At 54.5% G+C, this 16,728-nt stretch carries 13 protein-coding genes and 1 other annotated feature; of the genes, 9 read left to right on the top strand and 4 right to left on the bottom strand.

Annotated features, from left to right (window positions below; all coding sequences use genetic code 11):
- Positions 1–317 precede the first annotated feature (317 nt).
- Complete coding sequence (acrB, locus tag ACQ3G7_RS05835) at positions 318–3,467, bottom strand: multidrug efflux RND transporter permease subunit AcrB (RefSeq protein ID WP_263097759.1); 3,150 nt, start codon at positions 3,465–3,467, stop codon at positions 318–320.
- 22 nt (positions 3,468–3,489) lie between these two features.
- Positions 3,490–4,683 carry a multidrug efflux RND transporter periplasmic adaptor subunit AcrA gene (gene acrA / locus ACQ3G7_RS05830; RefSeq protein WP_263097758.1) on the bottom strand — a complete coding sequence of 398 codons (1,194 nt, stop codon included), beginning with the start codon at positions 4,681–4,683 and terminating at the stop codon, positions 3,490–3,492.
- Between the two features lie 142 nt (positions 4,684–4,825).
- Here acrA and acrR point away from each other — a divergent pair, with 142 nt between their 5' ends.
- Positions 4,826–5,479 carry a multidrug efflux transporter transcriptional repressor AcrR gene (gene acrR / locus ACQ3G7_RS05825; RefSeq protein WP_263097757.1) on the top strand — a complete coding sequence of 218 codons (654 nt, stop codon included), beginning with the start codon at positions 4,826–4,828 and terminating at the stop codon, positions 5,477–5,479.
- 126 nt (positions 5,480–5,605) lie between these two features.
- The gene (gene mscK / locus ACQ3G7_RS05820) at positions 5,606–8,962 is read left to right on the top strand and encodes a mechanosensitive channel MscK (protein WP_430889166.1); all 3,357 of its coding nucleotides are present in this window, start codon (positions 5,606–5,608) and stop codon (positions 8,960–8,962) included.
- 35 nt (positions 8,963–8,997) lie between these two features.
- On the opposite strand, the gene rsmS is transcribed toward mscK, so the two are convergent.
- Both rsmS and priC read right to left on the bottom strand, forming a co-directional pair.
- Positions 8,998–9,144: a pleiotropic regulatory protein RsmS gene (rsmS, locus tag ACQ3G7_RS05815; RefSeq protein WP_071890056.1), complete on the bottom strand. Its 147-nt coding sequence runs from the start codon at positions 9,142–9,144 to the stop codon at positions 8,998–9,000.
- Between the two features lie 13 nt (positions 9,145–9,157).
- Positions 9,158–9,685, bottom strand: a complete 528-nt coding sequence (priC, locus tag ACQ3G7_RS05810; protein ID WP_430889165.1) for a primosomal replication protein N'' — start codon at positions 9,683–9,685, stop codon at positions 9,158–9,160.
- A gap of 67 nt (positions 9,686–9,752) precedes the next feature.
- On the opposite strand from priC, the gene ACQ3G7_RS05805 reads away from it, so the two are divergent.
- From ACQ3G7_RS05805 to adk, 7 genes are all read left to right on the top strand, one after another.
- On the top strand, positions 9,753–10,130 hold the full coding sequence (locus ACQ3G7_RS05805) for a DUF454 family protein (protein ID WP_263097754.1): 378 nt from the start codon (positions 9,753–9,755) through the stop codon (positions 10,128–10,130).
- Between the two features lie 152 nt (positions 10,131–10,282).
- Positions 10,283–10,834 carry an adenine phosphoribosyltransferase gene (apt, locus tag ACQ3G7_RS05800; RefSeq protein ID WP_263097753.1) on the top strand — a complete coding sequence of 184 codons (552 nt, stop codon included), beginning with the start codon at positions 10,283–10,285 and terminating at the stop codon, positions 10,832–10,834.
- A 121-nt stretch (positions 10,835–10,955) separates the two neighbouring features.
- A complete protein-coding gene (gene dnaX, locus ACQ3G7_RS05795; RefSeq protein ID WP_430889164.1) occupies positions 10,956–12,884 on the top strand; it encodes a DNA polymerase III subunit gamma/tau in 1,929 nt (642 codons plus the stop codon).
- Positions 12,217–12,281, top strand: a sequence feature (DnaX frameshifting element). (Overlaps the previous gene by 65 nt.)
- A gap of 81 nt (positions 12,885–12,965) precedes the next feature.
- Positions 12,966–13,295, top strand: coding sequence for a YbaB/EbfC family nucleoid-associated protein (locus tag ACQ3G7_RS05790; protein WP_023478246.1), 330 nt, complete (start codon positions 12,966–12,968; stop codon positions 13,293–13,295).
- Positions 13,295–13,900, top strand: a complete 606-nt coding sequence (gene recR, locus ACQ3G7_RS05785; RefSeq protein ID WP_263097751.1) for a recombination mediator RecR — start codon at positions 13,295–13,297, stop codon at positions 13,898–13,900. The genes ACQ3G7_RS05790 and recR overlap by 1 nt, the downstream gene beginning before the upstream one ends.
- 110 nt (positions 13,901–14,010) lie before the next feature.
- Positions 14,011–15,885, top strand: a complete 1,875-nt coding sequence (gene htpG / locus ACQ3G7_RS05780; protein ID WP_430889163.1) for a molecular chaperone HtpG — start codon at positions 14,011–14,013, stop codon at positions 15,883–15,885.
- Between the two features lie 165 nt (positions 15,886–16,050).
- On the top strand, positions 16,051–16,695 hold the full coding sequence (gene adk / locus ACQ3G7_RS05775) for an adenylate kinase (protein ID WP_263097749.1): 645 nt from the start codon (positions 16,051–16,053) through the stop codon (positions 16,693–16,695).
- The last annotated feature ends 33 nt before the right edge of the window (positions 16,696–16,728 follow it).

Below are 16,728 nucleotides of genomic sequence, written 5' to 3'. Positions count from 1 at the left end.
GCGATTTGAGGGCGAATTTTGTTGTGTTTATGAGCGTTATTGCCCGAGGTTCCTTACTATTCATTAAGTTAGCGAGAACGGGATTATTCCGGTGTTGCGAATAATTCAGCCAGGATTATTCTCACTTAAACAGAATGCAGGTGATAATTAAGAATAATACCTAAGAGATAAGATGTACCTCAAATACACAGTAATTATATGCCTTATATCTTTCGCATGAAATAAACAAACTGACAATAAGTTCTTTCCTGGTGTGAGCGTTGAAATGAAAAAGGCCGCTACGCGCGGCCTTTTCTAATATAGATACCTGGAGGGTATCAGTGCTGCTCAACCTTATGGCTGTGCTCAATGTCTTCGCTGCGGCGGCTAAAGCGGCGGCGCACCACCACAAAGAACACCGGAACGAAGAAGATAGCCAGTACGGTTGCAGTGATCATCCCGCCCATTACGCCGGTACCCACGGCGTTCTGCGCACCGGAGCCAGCACCGGAGCTGATAACCAACGGCAGTACCCCGAGGATAAACGCCAGTGACGTCATCAGAATCGGGCGCAGACGCATACGCACGGCTTCCAGTGTTGCTTCAATCAGCCCTTTGCCTTCTTTATCCATCAGATCTTTGGCGAATTCGACGATAAGTATCGCGTTCTTCGCCGACAAGCCAATGGTTGTCAGCAGGCCAACCTGGAAGTACACGTCATTGGTGAGACCGCGGAACGTTGCGGCGAGCAGTGCACCCACAACCCCCAACGGAACCACCAGCATCACTGAGAACGGAATCGACCAGCTCTCATACAATGCTGCCAGACACAGGAACACCACAATCAGCGAAATAGCATACAGCGCAGGCGCCTGGTTACCGGAGAGACGTTCCTGATAGGACATCCCCGTCCAGTCATAACCAATACCGGTCGGCAGTTTGCTGGCCAGTTGCTCCATCATCGCCATTGCTTCACCGGTACTCTTACCTGGTGCTGCCTGTCCAAGAAGTTCCATGGATGGCAGACCGTTGTAACGCTCCAGACGCGGTGAACCGTATTCCCAGTGCGTGCTGGAGAAGGCCGAGAAGGGAACCATCTGCCCATCGCTTGCACGGACATACCAGTTGCCGATATCGCTTGGCAACATACGGAATTTCGCCTGCGACATGACGTACACTTTCTTCACGCGACCGCGGTCGATAAAGTCGTTAACGTAACTGCCGCCCCAGGCTGCACCCAGCGTTGTGTTGATATCGCTGATGGAGACGCCCAGCGCCGTGGCTTTTTCCTGATCGATGTCGATCTTGAACTGCGGCGTATCTTCCAGACCGTTAGGGCGTACGCCCACCAGCAAGTCAGGATGCTGCGCAATTTCACCGAACAGTTGGTTACGGGCTTGCATCAGCTTATCGTGGCCCAGGTTCGCCTGGTCGATCAGCTGGAAGTCAAAGCCTGTCGCCGTACCCAGTTCCACAATCGCTGGCAGGTTAAAGGCGAACACCATCGCATCTTTAATTTGCGCGAAGTGCCCACTTGCACGACCTGCAATCGCCGGAACTTTGTTCTGCTCACCAGGACGTTCATCCCAGTTTTTCAGCGAAACGAACGCCAGACCGGTGTTCTGCCCACGACCTGAGAAACCAAAGCCGTTAACGGTAAATACGGAGTTAACGTTGTCTTTCTCATTTTCCAGATAATATTTCGTAACCTCATCCAGCACCTTCTGCGTACGCTCTTGCGTTGCGCCCGCAGGCAACTGGGCCATGGTCAGAAATACGCCCTGGTCTTCGTCAGGCAGGAACGAGCTGGGCAGACGAACGAACAGAATCGCCATTCCCGCAACGATAAGAATATACAGCAGCAAATAACGACCGGTGCTGCGCAGGATGTTGCCCACGCTGTCGGTGTAGTGATGCGTGCTCTTCTCAAACATGCGGTTGAACCAGCCGAAGAAGCCTTTCTTGCCTTCACCGTGGTCGCCTTTGGCAACTGGCTTCAGCATCGTGGCGCACAGTGCTGGCGTCAGGATCAAGGCAACCAGAACAGACAGCACCATCGCGGAAACGATCGTAATGGAGAACTGGCGATAGATTGCCCCGGTCGAACCGCCAAAGAAGGCCATCGGGATAAATACTGCCGACAGAACCAATGCGATACCGACCAGCGCACCCTGAATCTGCCCCATGGAACGGCGCGTCGCCTCTTTTGGCGGCAGGCCTTCTTCCATCATCACACGCTCGACGTTTTCCACCACCACGATGGCATCGTCCACCAACAGGCCTATCGCCAGCACCATACCGAACATGGTGAGGGTGTTAATGGAATAGCCAAAGGCGGCGAGTATCGCGAACGTCCCGAGCAGCACCACCGGCACCGCGATCGTCGGGATCAGCGTTGCGCGGAAGTTTTGCAAGAACAGGTACATGACGAGGAACACCAGTACGATCGCTTCAACCAGCGTTTTCACCACTTCGTTAATCGAGATTTTAACGAACGGGGTGGTGTCGTACGGGTAAACCACTTTCAGACCATGCGGGAAGAACGGTTCCAGTTTGGCAATCGTGGCGCGCACCGCTTCTGCGGTATCCAGCGCGTTAGCGCCGGTCGCCAGTTTGATCCCCAGACCAGCCGCTGGCTGGCCATTGTAGCGAGCGACAACGTCATAGCTTTCGCCGCCGAGCTCAATTTTCGCCACGTCGCGCAGGCGAACCTGCGAGCCATCGGTGTTCACTTTCAGCAGGATCTTGCCGAACTCTTCCGTTGAGGTCAGACGGGTCTGCGCGATGATGGAGGCGTTCAACTGCTGCCCTTTCACCGGCGGTGTACCGCCTAACTGACCGGCTGCCACCTGGGCGTTCTGCGCGGTAATCGCGGAGATCACGTCAACCGGCGTCAGCTGGAAGTTGTTGAGTTTGTTCGGATCCATCCAGATACGCATTGCATACTGCGCACCGAACAGCTGAACGTCACCCACACCCGAGGTACGGCTGACCGGATCTTTAATGGTCGCACCGACGTAGTCCGCGATATCTTCCTGCGTCATGGATCCGTCGGTACTGATCATACCGAGAACCATCAGGAAGCTACTGGATGATTTCTCAACACTCACACCTTGTTGCTGTACTTCCTGCGGCAGCAACGGCATGGCCAGTTGCAGTTTGTTCTGCACCTGAACCTGCGCGATGTCCGCATTGGTACCGGAATCAAACGTGATGGTGATCTGCACCGTACCAGAGGAATCACTGGTGGAAGACATATAGAGCAGGTTATCGATACCGTTCATGTTCTGTTCGATAACCTGCGTCACGGTATCCTGCACCGTTTTCGCATCAGCACCCGGGTAGGACGCGGTGATCTGAATCGCAGGCGGCGCAATCGTTGGATATTGCGCTACCGGCAATTTGAGGATCGACAACGCCCCCGCCAGCATGATGATAATCGCGATAACCCATGCAAAAATGGGGCGATCGATAAAAAACTTAGCCATGTCTTAACGGCTCCTGTTTAAGTTAAGACTTCGGTTTCTCTGACTGGCCGCCGGCCTGGGCTTGCTGTTTATTGTCAGATGTCACTTCCTGGGTTTTAACCTGCACGCCCGGTTTAACTTTTTGTAAGCCGGCGATAATCACGCGATCGCCTGTTTTAAGACCATCGGTAACCAGCCATTTATCGCCAATCGCCTGACTTGCGACGATGTTACGCACTTCAACTTTGTCGCCTTCGCCAACCACCATTGCCGTCGCATCGCCACGCGGAGTACGGGCTACGCCCTGCTGCGGTACCAGCAACGCATTAGGGTTGGTGCCTTCTTCCAGTTTGGCGCGAACGAACATGCCAGGCAGCAACGTGTGATCCGGGTTCGGGAAAATCGCACGCAGCGTGATTGAACCGGTGGTCTGGTCAACCGTCACGCCGGAAAATTCAAGCGTACCGCTTTGTGAATATTGAACACCGTCGTTGGTCACCAGCTCCACTTTCGCTTTGCCGTTTTCCTGAGTCAGCGTACCGTTCGCCATCTCTTGTTTCAGGCGCAGGAAATCATTGCTGGATTGGGTCACGTCTACGTAGATCGGATCAAGTTGCTGCACGGTGGTCAGTGCGGTGGTTTGCCCGCTCTGCACCAGCGCGCCTTCCGTCACCGTTGAGGTTCCGGTGCGTCCGCTGATTGGCGAGGTGACTTTTGTATACGCCAGGTTGATACGTGCGGTTTCAACGGCAGCTTTCGCCGCGACAACCGATGCATCCGCCTGTTGCGCATCCGCCAGCGCAGTATCGTAATCCTGTTGACTGATGTACTTCGTGCCTAACAGTTTTTTATAACGATTGACCGTCATCTGAGCGATGTTGGCCGCCGCCTGTGCTTTGGCCAGATCGCCTTTCGCACTTTCGTAAGCAGCCTGATAGGTTGCGGGATCAATCTGATAGAGCGAGACACCTGCTGCAACGTCACTGCCTTCAGTAAAGTTGCGTTTTAAAATGATGCCACTGACCTGAGGACGCACTTCTGCAATGCGATATGCAGTGGTTCGGCCCGGTAATTCCGTGGTGATTTGCAGAGGTTCTGATTTCAGCGTGACGATGCCAACTTCCGGCATCTGGCCCGCTCCCTGCTGCGCAGGTTTATCATCACATCCTGTAAGCGCTAAGCTGCCCGAAAGCATCAGAACGGCCGCCAGAGGCGTAAACCCTCTGTTTTTGTTCATATGTAAACCTCGAGTGTCCGATTTCAAATTGATCAATGGATCAAATGCCCAAAAACCCATTGCTGCGTTTATATTATCGTCATGCTATGGTACAAACATTCACAAATGTATGTAAATCTGACTCCTGTAAATTCACTAACATATGGCACGAAAAACCAAACAACAGGCGCTGGAGACGCGACAGCATATTCTTGATGTCGCCATGCGGCTCTTTTCCCGGCAGGGTGTTTCTTCTACTTCGCTGGCGGAAATTGCACAGGCGGCGGGTGTAACTCGCGGCGCGATTTATTGGCACTTCAAAAACAAGTCGGAATTGTTCAGTGAAATTTGGGAGCTGTCGGAGTCCAGTATTGGCGATCTTGAGATTGAGTATCGGGCAAAATTCCCCGACGATCCACTTTCTGTTTTAAGAGAAATATTGGTTTATATCCTTGAAGCGACAGTTGTTGAAGAGCGACGTCGTTTAATGATGGAGATCATTTTCCACAAATGTGAGTTTGTTGGCGAAATGGCGATTGTTCAGGAAGCGCAGCGTAATTTGAGCCTTGAAAGTTATGATCGCATCGAGCATACGCTGAGAGAATGTATTCAGGCAAAATTGTTGCCAGCCAACTTACTGACCCGGCGTGTGGCTGTGCTGATGCGCGCGTACATATCCGGGATAATGGAAAACTGGCTCTTTGCACCGCAATCCTTTGATTTAAAAAAAGAAGCACGAGATTACGTGGCCATCCTGCTGGAGATGTGCCAGCTCTGCCCGACGCTGCGCAGCGATCGCGAGACGCTAAACGCGTAAACGCTAAGCCGCCAGGATTTTTCCTGGAGGCTTCTCACTGTTCTAGGTTGTTGTCTGACGGCGTGATATTCTTCGCGCGTGGTCATCCCGACCACCTTTCCCGTACAGAAACCGATCACGCAAATTATGTCGCACAACAATCGCACGCGTAATACGTTTGCAGCTTTTGCTGCCGCGTTGTTTCTTGTCATCGCAAGCCTGCTGGGCAACGTTGCCTGGGCGGAGACAAGTAACGACTTACCTTCCCGCACCGATGTGCAAAATCAGCTCAACGCACTGAATAAGCAAAAAGATCACTCGGCGCAGGACAAGCGGGTCATTCAGGATCTGACCGAGACGCTGGATGCCCTCGATAAAATTGACCGGGTGAAGCAAGAAACTGCATTGCTGAAGCAGAAAGTCGCACAGGCGCCGGACAAAATGCGTCAGGCGACGGATGCGCTGAATGCGCTGGGCGATAAAGACAATGACGACGAAACGCGTAAGACGCTGGCGACGCTCTCTTTGCGCCAGCTTGAATCCCGCATGTCGCAATTGCTTGAAGATTTGCAAACCGCACAGAACGATCTATCCACCTATAACAGCCAACTGGTGTCGCTGCAGACGCAGCCGGAACGCGTGCAAAACGCCATGTACAACGCGTCGCAGCAGTTGCAGCAAATCCGCAACCGCTTGAACGGCACGTCGGCAGGCGAGGGGGCATTGCGACCCACGCAACAGGCGCTGTTGCAGGTGCAGCAGGCGTTATTGAATGCGCAAATTGAACAATTGCGTAAAAGTCTCGAAGGCAACACCACACTGCAGGATACGCTGCAAAAACAGCGCGACTATGTTACCGCGAACGGTAACCGTCTTGAGCATCAGTTGCAGTTGTTGCAGGAGGCGGTAAATAACAAACGTCTGACGCTGACGGAAAAAACCGCGCAACAAGCAGTAACGCCGGATGAAACTGCGCGTATTCAAGAGAATCCATTGGTGAAGCAAGAACTGGAGATCAACCATCAGTTGAGCCAGAAGCTGATCACCGCAACAGAGAACGGCAACTCGCTGGTCCAGCAAAATATCAAAGTGAAAAACTGGCTGGATCGCGCGCTGCAGTCTGAACGCAATATCAAAGAGCAAATTGCGGTGCTGAAGGGCAGCCTGCTGCTGTCACGCATTTTGTATCAGCAACAGCAGACGCTGCCGTCGGCAGACGAGCTGAAAGATATGACTAACCGCATTGCGGATCTGCGTATTGAGCAGTTCGATGTCAACCAACAGCGTGATGCCCTGTTCCAGAGCGATGCCTTCGTCGCCAAACTGGAGGAAGGCCATCAGAGCGACGTCAACGATGAAGTGCACGATGCGCTCCTGCAAGTGGTGGATATGCGCCGCGAGCTGCTGGATCAGCTGAACAAGCAGCTCGGCAATCAACTGATGATGGCCATTAACCTGCAGGTTAACCAGCAACAGTTGATGAGCGTTTCCAACAGCTTGCAAGATATCCTGACCCAGCAGATCTTCTGGGTAAACAGCAATAAGCCCATGGACTGGGACTGGTTTAAAGCCTTCCCACAGGCGCTGCACGATCAGATTAAATCCGCGAAGATCACCGTTAACTGGGAGAAAGCCTGGCCTGCGGTGGCGATTGCCTTCCTGGCCGGTTTACCGCTGCTGTTGGTTGCTGGTCTTATTCGCTGGCGTTTGAACTGGCTAAAAGGGTACCAGGCGAAGCTGGCGGATCAGGTTGGTCAGTTACGCAATGACAGCCAGCTCCATACCCCGAAAGCGATTCTGATCGATCTGATCCGCGCGATGCCGGTCTGTTTGTTGATTCTGGCGATCGGGCTGATCCTGCTTACCATGCAGCTTAATATCAGCGAGCTGTTGTGGGCTTTCAGTAAAAAACTGGCGCTGTTCTGGCTGGTGTTTGGCCTGTGCTGGAAAGTACTGGAAAAGAATGGCGTTGCTGTCAGCCACTTCAATATGCCTGAGCAGCTTACCAGCCACTGGCGTCGGCAGATTGTGCGCATCAGCCTGGCGCTGTTGCCGCTGCATTTCTGGTCGGTGGTGTCGGAGCTCTCTCCGCTGCATCTGATGGATGACGTTGCCGGGCAGTTTGTCATCCTGCTTAATCTGCTGCTGATCACCGCACTGGTCTGGCCGATGTTCCGCGAAAGCTGGCGCGACAAAGAGTCCCACAGCATACGCCTGGTGACGGTGACCGTGCTGGCGATTGTACCCATAGCGTTAATGGTGCTGACCGCAACGGGTTATTTTTACACCACGCTGCGTCTTGCCGGTCGCTGGATCGAAACGGTCTATCTGGTGATTATCTGGAACCTGCTCTACCAGACGGTATTGCGTGGTTTGAGCGTTGCTGCCCGTCGTATTGCTTATCGCCGCGCGCTGGCGCGTCGCCAGAACATGGTGAAAGAGGGGGCGGAAGGCGCTGAGCCGCAGGAAGAACCGACCATCGCGCTGGAGCAGGTGAACCAGCAGACATTGCGTATCACCATGCTGGTGATGGTTGCGCTGTTTGGCGTGGTGTTCTGGGCCATCTGGTCTGATTTGATCTCGGTGTTTGCGTATCTCGACAGCATTACCTTGTGGCACTACAACGGTACGGAAGCGGGCGCGGCAGTCATGAAGAGCGTCACGCTGGGCAGCCTGCTGTTTGCGGTGATTGTCTTTATCGTGGCGTGGGCGCTGATCCGCAACCTACCGGGCTTGCTGGAGGTGTTGATCCTCTCGCGGCTGAATATGCGACAGGGTTCATCGTATGCGGTGACCACCATTCTCAATTACGCCATTATCGCGGTCGGCGCCGTCACGGTGTTCGGCTCGTTAGGGGTATCGTGGGACAAACTGCAATGGCTGGCGGCGGCGTTATCTGTAGGTCTGGGCTTCGGCTTACAGGAAATCTTCGGTAACTTTGTTTCCGGCCTGATTATTCTGTTCGAGCGCCCGGTGCGCATTGGCGATACGGTGACCATTGGCACCTTCTCCGGGACCGTCAGTAAAATTCGTATTCGTGCCACCACTATTACCGACTTTGATCGTAAAGAGGTGATCATCCCGAACAAAGCCTTCGTTACGGAGCGTCTGATCAACTGGTCGCTGTCCGATACCATTACCCGTGTGGTGGTTCGCATCGGTGTGGCGTACGGCTCCGATCTGGATAAAGTGAAAAAAGTCCTGCTGAAGGCGGCGATGGATCACCCGAAAGTGATGCACGATCCGGAGCCATCGGTGTTCTTTACCACTTTCGGCCCGAGCACGCTGGATCATGAACTGCGTCTGTATGTCCGTGAACTGCGCGATCGCAGCTACACGGTGGATGAGCTCAACCGTACCATCGACCGACTGTGCCGCGAGAACAACATTGATATCGCCTTTAATCAGCTTGAAGTGCACCTGCGTAATGCAAAAGGTGATGAGCTGACTGAAGTGAAACGCGATCTGAAAGGGGATGACCCGACGCCAGTACACCAGGCGTAATTTTCTCCTCAACCCTCTCCCGTCACGGGAGAGGGTTAACAGGATTCCAGTTTCTTCTCAAAATCCCGCTTCACAATCTCCAGCGCTTTTAACACCAGTTCCGGCGCCATCTCATGCTGTTCCAGCAACATAATCAAATCGACGGCCAGTTTGACTTCATCCGGGGCATTTTCCAGTGACATGCTTACTCCTTGGTTAACGGGTTAACTGCGCCAGTACACGCTCAATTTTATCCAGAGCGCTGCGACAGCGGGCGAGCCTTGCGGCTAACGCGGCCACTTCTTTATGCAACTGTTGCTGCTCGACAAAGGTTGTCGCCTGGCTCAACCGCTGCTCGCGCTGTTGCTGCATTTCCAACAGCCGACGTTCATAGTCCTGATGCTGTAAGCGCTTCCGCTGCCAGCGCGCAACGGCGGGAGAAGCATGATCCCATTCACGCAGCGACCAGACGGCGCTCTCGCGGGTTAAGGCGGCGATTTGCGCGGTCAGATGTTCCGCCAGCCAGACGACCTGGGCAAGGCTGTTGCTGTCAACGGCATGGCGCAATGCCAGTAGATTGTCCGCAATTTCATCCACATAAGCCTGCATTTGCGTACTGCGGGTACGGAAAAGATGCCGATCGAAGCGTGGACTTACGGTCGCATGCTGCGCCAGCGGCGCGGCCTGCTGGCGCAGCACTGCCAGCTGCTGTTCCAGCGTCTGTAAAAGCGCGGCGCTTTTCATTGATCTTCCCCTGTAAATAGCCCTTCCTGTGCTACATTAGCCGTTCATCTTGATAACGATTCGCATTATGCAACGTACTATTTTAATCATCATTGGCTGGTTGGCGGTAGCGCTTGGTACGCTTGGCGTGGTGCTGCCCCTGTTGCCGACGACGCCGTTTATCCTGTTGGCGGCGTGGTGTTTCGCGCGTTCGTCGCCGCGTTTTCACCACTGGCTGCTCTACCGCTCCTGGTTTGGCGGCTATTTGCGCCACTGGCAGCAATACCGCGCAATGCCGCCCGGTGCAAAGCCGCGCGCTGTCGCTATTATTCTGCTGACGTTCGCCGTTTCATTATACTTAGTGAAGATGATGTGGGTGCGTATTCTGTTGCTGGTTATCCTGGCCTGCTTGCTCATTTTTATGTGGCGTATCCCGGTGATTGATACAAAGCAACAAAAACCGTAAAGCGCAGCGAAGGCAGTTGCAATTGTCGCGCTCAGCCAGTAAATTCGAGCGTTTTCGAGCACGGGTGCGGCTGGTTAAATGTTAATCAGTGGTTACATGAAACCTTAAAAGCGCGTACCGTGAGTAACACCGTTTCTATCAGGCAAATATCCATGACAGCGACTGCGCAGCAGCTTGAATTTCTTAAAGACAGCATCAAAAGCATTCAGGATTACCCGAAGCCGGGCATCCTGTTCCGTGATGTCACCAGTTTGCTGGAAGACCCGAAAGCGTATGCTCTCAGCATTGAATTGCTGGTTGAACGTTATAAAAACGCCGGGATCACCAAAGTAGTAGGGACCGAAGCACGTGGTTTTCTGTTTGGCGCACCGGTTGCGCTGGGGCTGGGCGTCGGTTTCGTACCGGTGCGTAAACCGCGTAAACTGCCGCGCGAAACCATCGCCGAAAGCTATGAACTTGAGTACGGTACTGACCAGTTAGAGATCCATGTAGACGCCATTCAGGCCGGCGATAAAGTGCTGGTGGTGGACGATCTGCTGGCGACAGGCGGCACCATTGAAGCCACCGTGAAACTGATCCGTCGTCTGGGCGGTGAAGTGACCGATGCGGCGTTTATTATCAATTTGTTCGACCTTGGCGGCGAGCAGCGTCTGGAAAAACAAGGCGTTACCTCCTACAGCCTGGTGCCGTTCCCGGGGCATTGATTCTTCTGCCCGCGCATTCATCCTTCGGGCTTGCGCCTGAGGGATGAAGTGTATTAACAGCATATGCTGTGTTAGCATTATCCCTTCGTAAATCCACCTTCCAGCGTTTCAGAGCCTGCCAATGAGTTATCAGGTCTTAGCCCGAAAATGGCGACCACAAACTTTTGCTGACGTCGTCGGCCAGGAGCATGTGCTGACTGCACTGGCGAACGGCCTATCTTCAGGGCGCATACATCATGCGTACCTGTTTTCCGGCACCCGGGGCGTCGGGAAAACCTCTATCGCCCGTTTGCTGGCGAAGGGGCTGAACTGCGAAACCGGCGTCACCGCCACGCCTTGCGGCGTCTGTGATAACTGCCGGGAAATCGAACAAGGGCGCTTTGTTGATTTAATTGAAATCGACGCCGCGTCACGCACCAAAGTTGAAGACACGCGCGACCTGCTGGATAACGTGCAGTACGCACCGGCGCGCGGTCGTTTCAAAGTCTATCTGATTGACGAAGTGCACATGCTCTCGCGCCACAGCTTTAACGCGCTGTTGAAGACGCTTGAAGAGCCCCCTGAGCACGTCAAATTCCTGCTGGCAACGACCGATCCGCAAAAACTGCCGGTCACCATTCTCTCCCGCTGCCTGCAGTTCCATCTTAAGGCGCTGGATGTCGATCAGATCCGCAGCCAGCTTGAACATATTCTTGATGAAGAGAAGATTGAGCATGAGTTGCGCGCGTTGCAACTGCTGGCGCGTGCCGCAGACGGCAGCCTGCGTGATGCGCTCAGTCTGACCGATCAGGCGATCGCCAGCGGCGACGGTAAACTCTCTGCGGCGGTGGTCAGCACCATGCTGGGCACGCTGAACGATGATCAGGCGTTGTCGCTGATTGAAGCGGTGGTCGCCGCCAATGGCGAACGCGTGATGGCGCAGGTGAATGAGGCGGCCTCCCGCGGTGTCGAATGGGAAGCGCTGCTGCTGGAAATGCAAACGCTGATGCACCGCATTGCGATGGTTCAGTTGACGCCTTCGGCGCTGGGCAGCGACATGGCGCCCGTTGAACATCGGGTGCGTGAACTGGCCCGCACGGTGCCACCAACGGATGTACAGCTCTATTACCAGACGTTATTGATTGGCCGCAAAGAGCTACCTTATGCGCCGGATCGCCGGATGGGCGTCGAGATGACACTGTTGCGCGCGTTGGCGTTCCATCCGCGCACGCCGTTGCCAGCGCCTGAAGCTGTGCAACACGCTTTTGCTCCGGTTGCCCCTACTGCGGTGATGACACCGCAGCAGGCCGCGCCCGTAGCGCCTCCGGCCCCGCCGCAAAATGATGCGCCGATGCCGGATGCCACCAGCCAGGTGCTGGCGGCGCGCAGGCAGTTGCAGCGAGCGCAGGGAGCCGACAAAGCAAAAAAGAGTGAACCGGCAGCCGCTTCCCGCGCGCGGCCGGTGAATAACGCCGCGCTGGAACGACTGGCGTCGGTGACCGAGCGCGCGCAGTCACGCCCGGCGCCGTCGGCGCTCGAACAGACGCCTGCGAAAAAAGAGGCCTATCGCTGGAAGGCCACGACCGTCGTTGAAGAGGTCAAAGAAGTCGTTGCCACACCGAAGGCGCTGAAAAAAGCGCTGGAGCATGAAAAAACGCCGGAGCTGGCGAAGAAACTGGCGGAAGAGGCCATTGAACGCGATGCCTGGGCCCGCGAGGTCAGCCAGCTTAAACTGCCAAAACTGGTCGAGCAGGTGGCGCTTAATGCCTGGAGAGAACAAGACGGCGAGCGTCTGTGTCTGCATCTGCGCAGTTCACAGCGTCACCTTAATTCGCAAGGCGCGCAGAAGGCGCTCAGCGATGCGCTGAGCGAATTACGCGGTTCGGCGATTGAACTGACTATCATTGAAGATGATAATCCGGCGGTGCGTACGCCGCTGGAATGGCGTCAGGCGATTTATGAGGAGAAACTTGCGCAGGCGCGTGAGTCGATTATTGCGGATAACAATATCCAGACCCTGCAGCGGTTTTTTGATGCAGATCTGGATGAAGAGAGTATCCGTCCCCTTTGACGGGCAGCTCCGGCTACCCGTTTTCAACCCTGAATGTGACTTATCACTCTGGTTAGTCACCACAGCTAAAGAGAGAAGCCTATGTTTGGAAAAGGCGGTCTGGGCAACCTGATGAAACAGGCCCAGCAGATGCAAGAAAAAATGCAGAAAGTGCAGGAAGAGATCGCGCAGCTGGAAGTGACTGGCGAATCCGGCGCGGGTCTGGTGAAAGTGACCATCAATGGTGCGCATAACTGCCGCCGCGTGGAGATCGATCCGAGCCTGCTCGAAGACGACAAAGAGATGCTGGAAGATCTCGTTGCCGCTGCATTCAACGATGCTGCTCGCCGTATTGAAGAAACGCAGAAAGAGAAGATGGCTTCTGTCTCTTCCGGTATGTCTCTGCCGCCAGGCTTTAAGATGCCGTTCTGATGCAGACCAGTCCGCTGTTAACGCAGCTTATGGAAGCGTTGCGCTGCCTGCCGGGCGTTGGCCCGAAGTCGGCGCAGCGTATGGCATTTACGCTGCTGCAGCGGGATCGCAGCGGCGGTATGCGTCTGGCGCAGGCGCTCACCCGGGCAATGTCGGAAATCGGCCATTGCGCTGATTGCCGTACCTTTACCGAGCAGGATGTCTGCAACATTTGCAGTAATCCCCGCCGCCAGGAAAACGGTCAAATCTGCGTGGTGGAAAGCCCGGCGGATATCTACGCCATTGAGCAGACCGGGCAGTTTTCCGGTCGCTACTTTGTGCTGATGGGGCATCTGTCGCCGCTGGACGGCATCGGGCCTGATGACATCGGGCTCGACAGACTGGAACAGCGCCTGGCATCGGAAAAGATCCAGGAAGTGATCCTCGCCACCAACCCAACGGTGGAAGGGGAGGCAACCGCCAACTATATTGCGGAGCTGTGCGCGCAATATGAGGTCGAAGCCAGCCGCATCGCTCATGGTGTGCCGGTAGGCGGTGAGCTGGAGATGGTCGATGGCACCACGCTGTCGCACTCGCTGGCCGGTCGCCACAAGATTCGTTTTTAACCAAACGGAGGCAGAAATTTTTGCCTCCGCTTGAAAAGCGTTACGCCTGTCCCCACTTCTCCCTCAACGCATTTTTTTACCTTGTAAATGGCATTGTTGAGGTTTTCCCAATGAAAGGACAAGAAACCCGTGGTTTTCAGTCAGAAGTAAAACAGCTTCTGCACCTGATGATTCATTCTCTCTATTCGAACAAAGAGATCTTCCTGCGTGAGCTTATCTCCAACGCCTCCGATGCGGCGGATAAACTGCGTTTCCGCGCGCTGTCCAACGCGTCACTGTATGAAGGCGATGGCGAGCTGCGCGTGCGTGTCTCTTTCGATAAAGAACAACGTACGCTGACGATTGCCGATAACGGCATCGGGATGACCCGTGATGAAGTGATTGACCATCTGGGGACTATCGCCAAATCCGGCACCAAAGCGTTCCTTGAATCTATGGGTTCCGACCAGGCAAAAGACAGTCAGTTGATTGGTCAGTTTGGTGTGGGGTTCTACTCTGCCTTTATCGTCGCCGATAAAGTTACCGTGCGTACCCGCGCGGCTGGCGAGAGCGCAGAAAGCGGCGTGTTCTGGGAATCCGCAGGCGAGGGGGAATACACCGTTGCCGATATCACCAAAGCCGACCGCGGTACCGAAATCACCCTGCATCTGCGTGAAGGGGAAGATGATTTCCTCAATGACTGGCGCGTACGCTCCATCATCAGCAAATATTCCGACCACATTGCGCTGCCGGTAGAGATCGAAAAACAGGAAGAGAAAGACGGCGAAACCGTCGTTAGCTGGGAAAAGATCAACAAAGCGCAGGCGCTGTGGACGCGCAACAAGTCTGAAATCAAAGACGACGAGTACAACGAGTTCTACAAGCATATCGCTCACGACTTTACTGACCCGCTGACCTGGAGCCACAACCGTGTAGAAGGGAAGCAGGAGTACACCAGCCTGTTGTACATCCCGTCGCAGGCACCGTGGGATATGTGGAACCGCGATCATAAACATGGTCTGAAACTGTATGTGCAGCGCGTATTTATCATGGACGACGCCGAACAGTTTATGCCGAACTATCTGCGCTTCGTGCGCGGTCTGATTGATTCCAACGACCTGCCGCTTAACGTCTCCCGTGAAATTCTGCAGGACAGCAGCGTGACCCGCAATCTGCGTTCAGCGTTGACCAAACGCGTTCTGCAAATGCTGGATAAACTGGCGAAAGATGACGCGGAAAAATACCAAACCTTCTGGCAGCAATTTGGTCTGGTGCTGAAAGAGGGGGCTGGCGAAGACAGCGGCAATATTGAAGCCATTGCCAAACTGCTGCGCTTTGCGTCTACGCACACCGACTCTTCAGCGCAAACCGTGTCGCTGGAAGAGTACGTGTCGCGCATGAAAGAAGGGCAGGAGAAAATTTACTTTATCACCGCCGACAGCTATGCCGCGGCGAAGAGCAGCCCGCATCTGGAGTTGCTGCGTAAGAAAGGCATCGAAGTGCTGCTGCTTTCCGATCGCATCGATGAGTGGATGATGAGCTACCTGACCGAGTTTGACGGTAAGGCATTCCAGTCCGTGGCGAAAGCCGATGCGTCGCTGGAAAAACTGGCAGATGAAGTGGATGACAACGCCAAAGAAGCTGAAAAAGCGCTGGAGCCGTTCGTTGAGCGTGTGAAAACGCTGCTGGGCGAGCGTGTCAAAGAGGTGCGTCTGACGCATCGTCTGACCGACACGCCTGCGGTTGTCGTTACCGACGCGGATGAAATGAGCACCCAGATGGCGAAACTCTTCGCCGCTGCGGGCCAGAGCGCGCCAGAAGTGAAATACATCTTTGAACTGAACCCGGATCATCCGCTGGTGAAACGTGCGGCGGATACCCAGGATGAGACGCGGTTTAATGAGTGGGTCGAGCTGTTACTGGATCAGTCCCTGCTGGCTGAGCGCGGTACGCTGGAAGATCCGAACCTGTTTATCAAACGCGTAAATGCGTTGTTGATGGCGTAAGGTTCTGCGTTACCCTCATCCGCGCGGTGAGGGTAACGCTTTATTTCTACCATTCATTCTCATTAACCGTTTCAGCCCGTCCCGCCTTCCTTGAGCCATCCTCGTTCTGGTGGTATCTTTTAGCGCTTTTGAAAAATTGAACCAACATTTGAGGGGATTTCCGCAATGCGTATTATTCTGCTTGGCGCTCCGGGCGCAGGTAAAGGAACTCAGGCGCAGTTCATCATGGAGAAATACGGTATTCCGCAAATCTCCACCGGCGACATGCTGCGTGCGGCTGTGAAATCCGGCAGCGAGCTGGGCAAACAGGCTAAAGACATTATGGACGCGGGCAAACTGGTGACTGACGAACTGGTTATCGCGCTGGTAAAAGAGCGCATTGCTCAGGAAGATTGCCGCAACGGTTTCCTGCTCGATGGCTTCCCGCGTACGATCCCGCAGGCTGATGCCATGAAAGAAGCGGGCATTGCGGTGGATTTCGTCCTGGAATTCGACGTGCCGGATGAACTGATTGTCGACCGTATTATTGGTCGTCGTGTTCACGCTGCCTCTGGCCGCGTTTACCACATCAAATTCAACCCGCCGAAAGTCGAAGGTAAAGATGATGTGACCGGCGAAGAGCTGACCACCCGTAAAGACGATCAGGAAGAAACCGTGCGTAAACGCCTGGTGGAATACCATCAGATGACTGCGCCGCTGATCGGCTACTACCAGAAAGAAGCGCAGGCGGGTAACACCCAATATGCCAAAGTTGACGGCACCAAAGCCGTGAACGACGTGCGCGCTGAACTGGAAAAAATCCTCGGCTAACGCCTCTCTCCCCGGCTCTCTTGCCGGGGAGTT

The organism is Kosakonia sp. N21, from assembly GCF_050587465.1.
Lineage (GTDB): Bacteria > Pseudomonadota > Gammaproteobacteria > Enterobacterales > Enterobacteriaceae.
This window is presented reverse-complemented; position numbering and strand designations above follow the sequence as displayed.

Coding starts and splice junctions, on each gene's coding strand:
- recR (WP_263097751.1), top strand. CDS start 13,295: ATGCAGACCAGTCCGCTGTTAACGCAGCTTATGGAAGCGTTGCGCTGC.
- rsmS (WP_071890056.1), bottom strand. CDS start 9,144: ATGTCACTGGAAAATGCCCCGGATGAAGTCAAACTGGCCGTCGATTTG.
- apt (WP_263097753.1), top strand. CDS start 10,283: ATGACAGCGACTGCGCAGCAGCTTGAATTTCTTAAAGACAGCATCAAA.
- acrA (WP_263097758.1), bottom strand. CDS start 4,683: ATGAACAAAAACAGAGGGTTTACGCCTCTGGCGGCCGTTCTGATGCTT.
- htpG (WP_430889163.1), top strand. CDS start 14,011: ATGAAAGGACAAGAAACCCGTGGTTTTCAGTCAGAAGTAAAACAGCTT.
- dnaX (WP_430889164.1), top strand. CDS start 10,956: ATGAGTTATCAGGTCTTAGCCCGAAAATGGCGACCACAAACTTTTGCT.
- mscK (WP_430889166.1), top strand. CDS start 5,606: ATGTCGCACAACAATCGCACGCGTAATACGTTTGCAGCTTTTGCTGCC.
- acrB (WP_263097759.1), bottom strand. CDS start 3,467: ATGGCTAAGTTTTTTATCGATCGCCCCATTTTTGCATGGGTTATCGCG.
- priC (WP_430889165.1), bottom strand. CDS start 9,685: ATGAAAAGCGCCGCGCTTTTACAGACGCTGGAACAGCAGCTGGCAGTG.
- acrR (WP_263097757.1), top strand. CDS start 4,826: ATGGCACGAAAAACCAAACAACAGGCGCTGGAGACGCGACAGCATATT.
- adk (WP_263097749.1), top strand. CDS start 16,051: ATGCGTATTATTCTGCTTGGCGCTCCGGGCGCAGGTAAAGGAACTCAG.
- ACQ3G7_RS05790 (WP_023478246.1), top strand. CDS start 12,966: ATGTTTGGAAAAGGCGGTCTGGGCAACCTGATGAAACAGGCCCAGCAG.
- ACQ3G7_RS05805 (WP_263097754.1), top strand. CDS start 9,753: ATGCAACGTACTATTTTAATCATCATTGGCTGGTTGGCGGTAGCGCTT.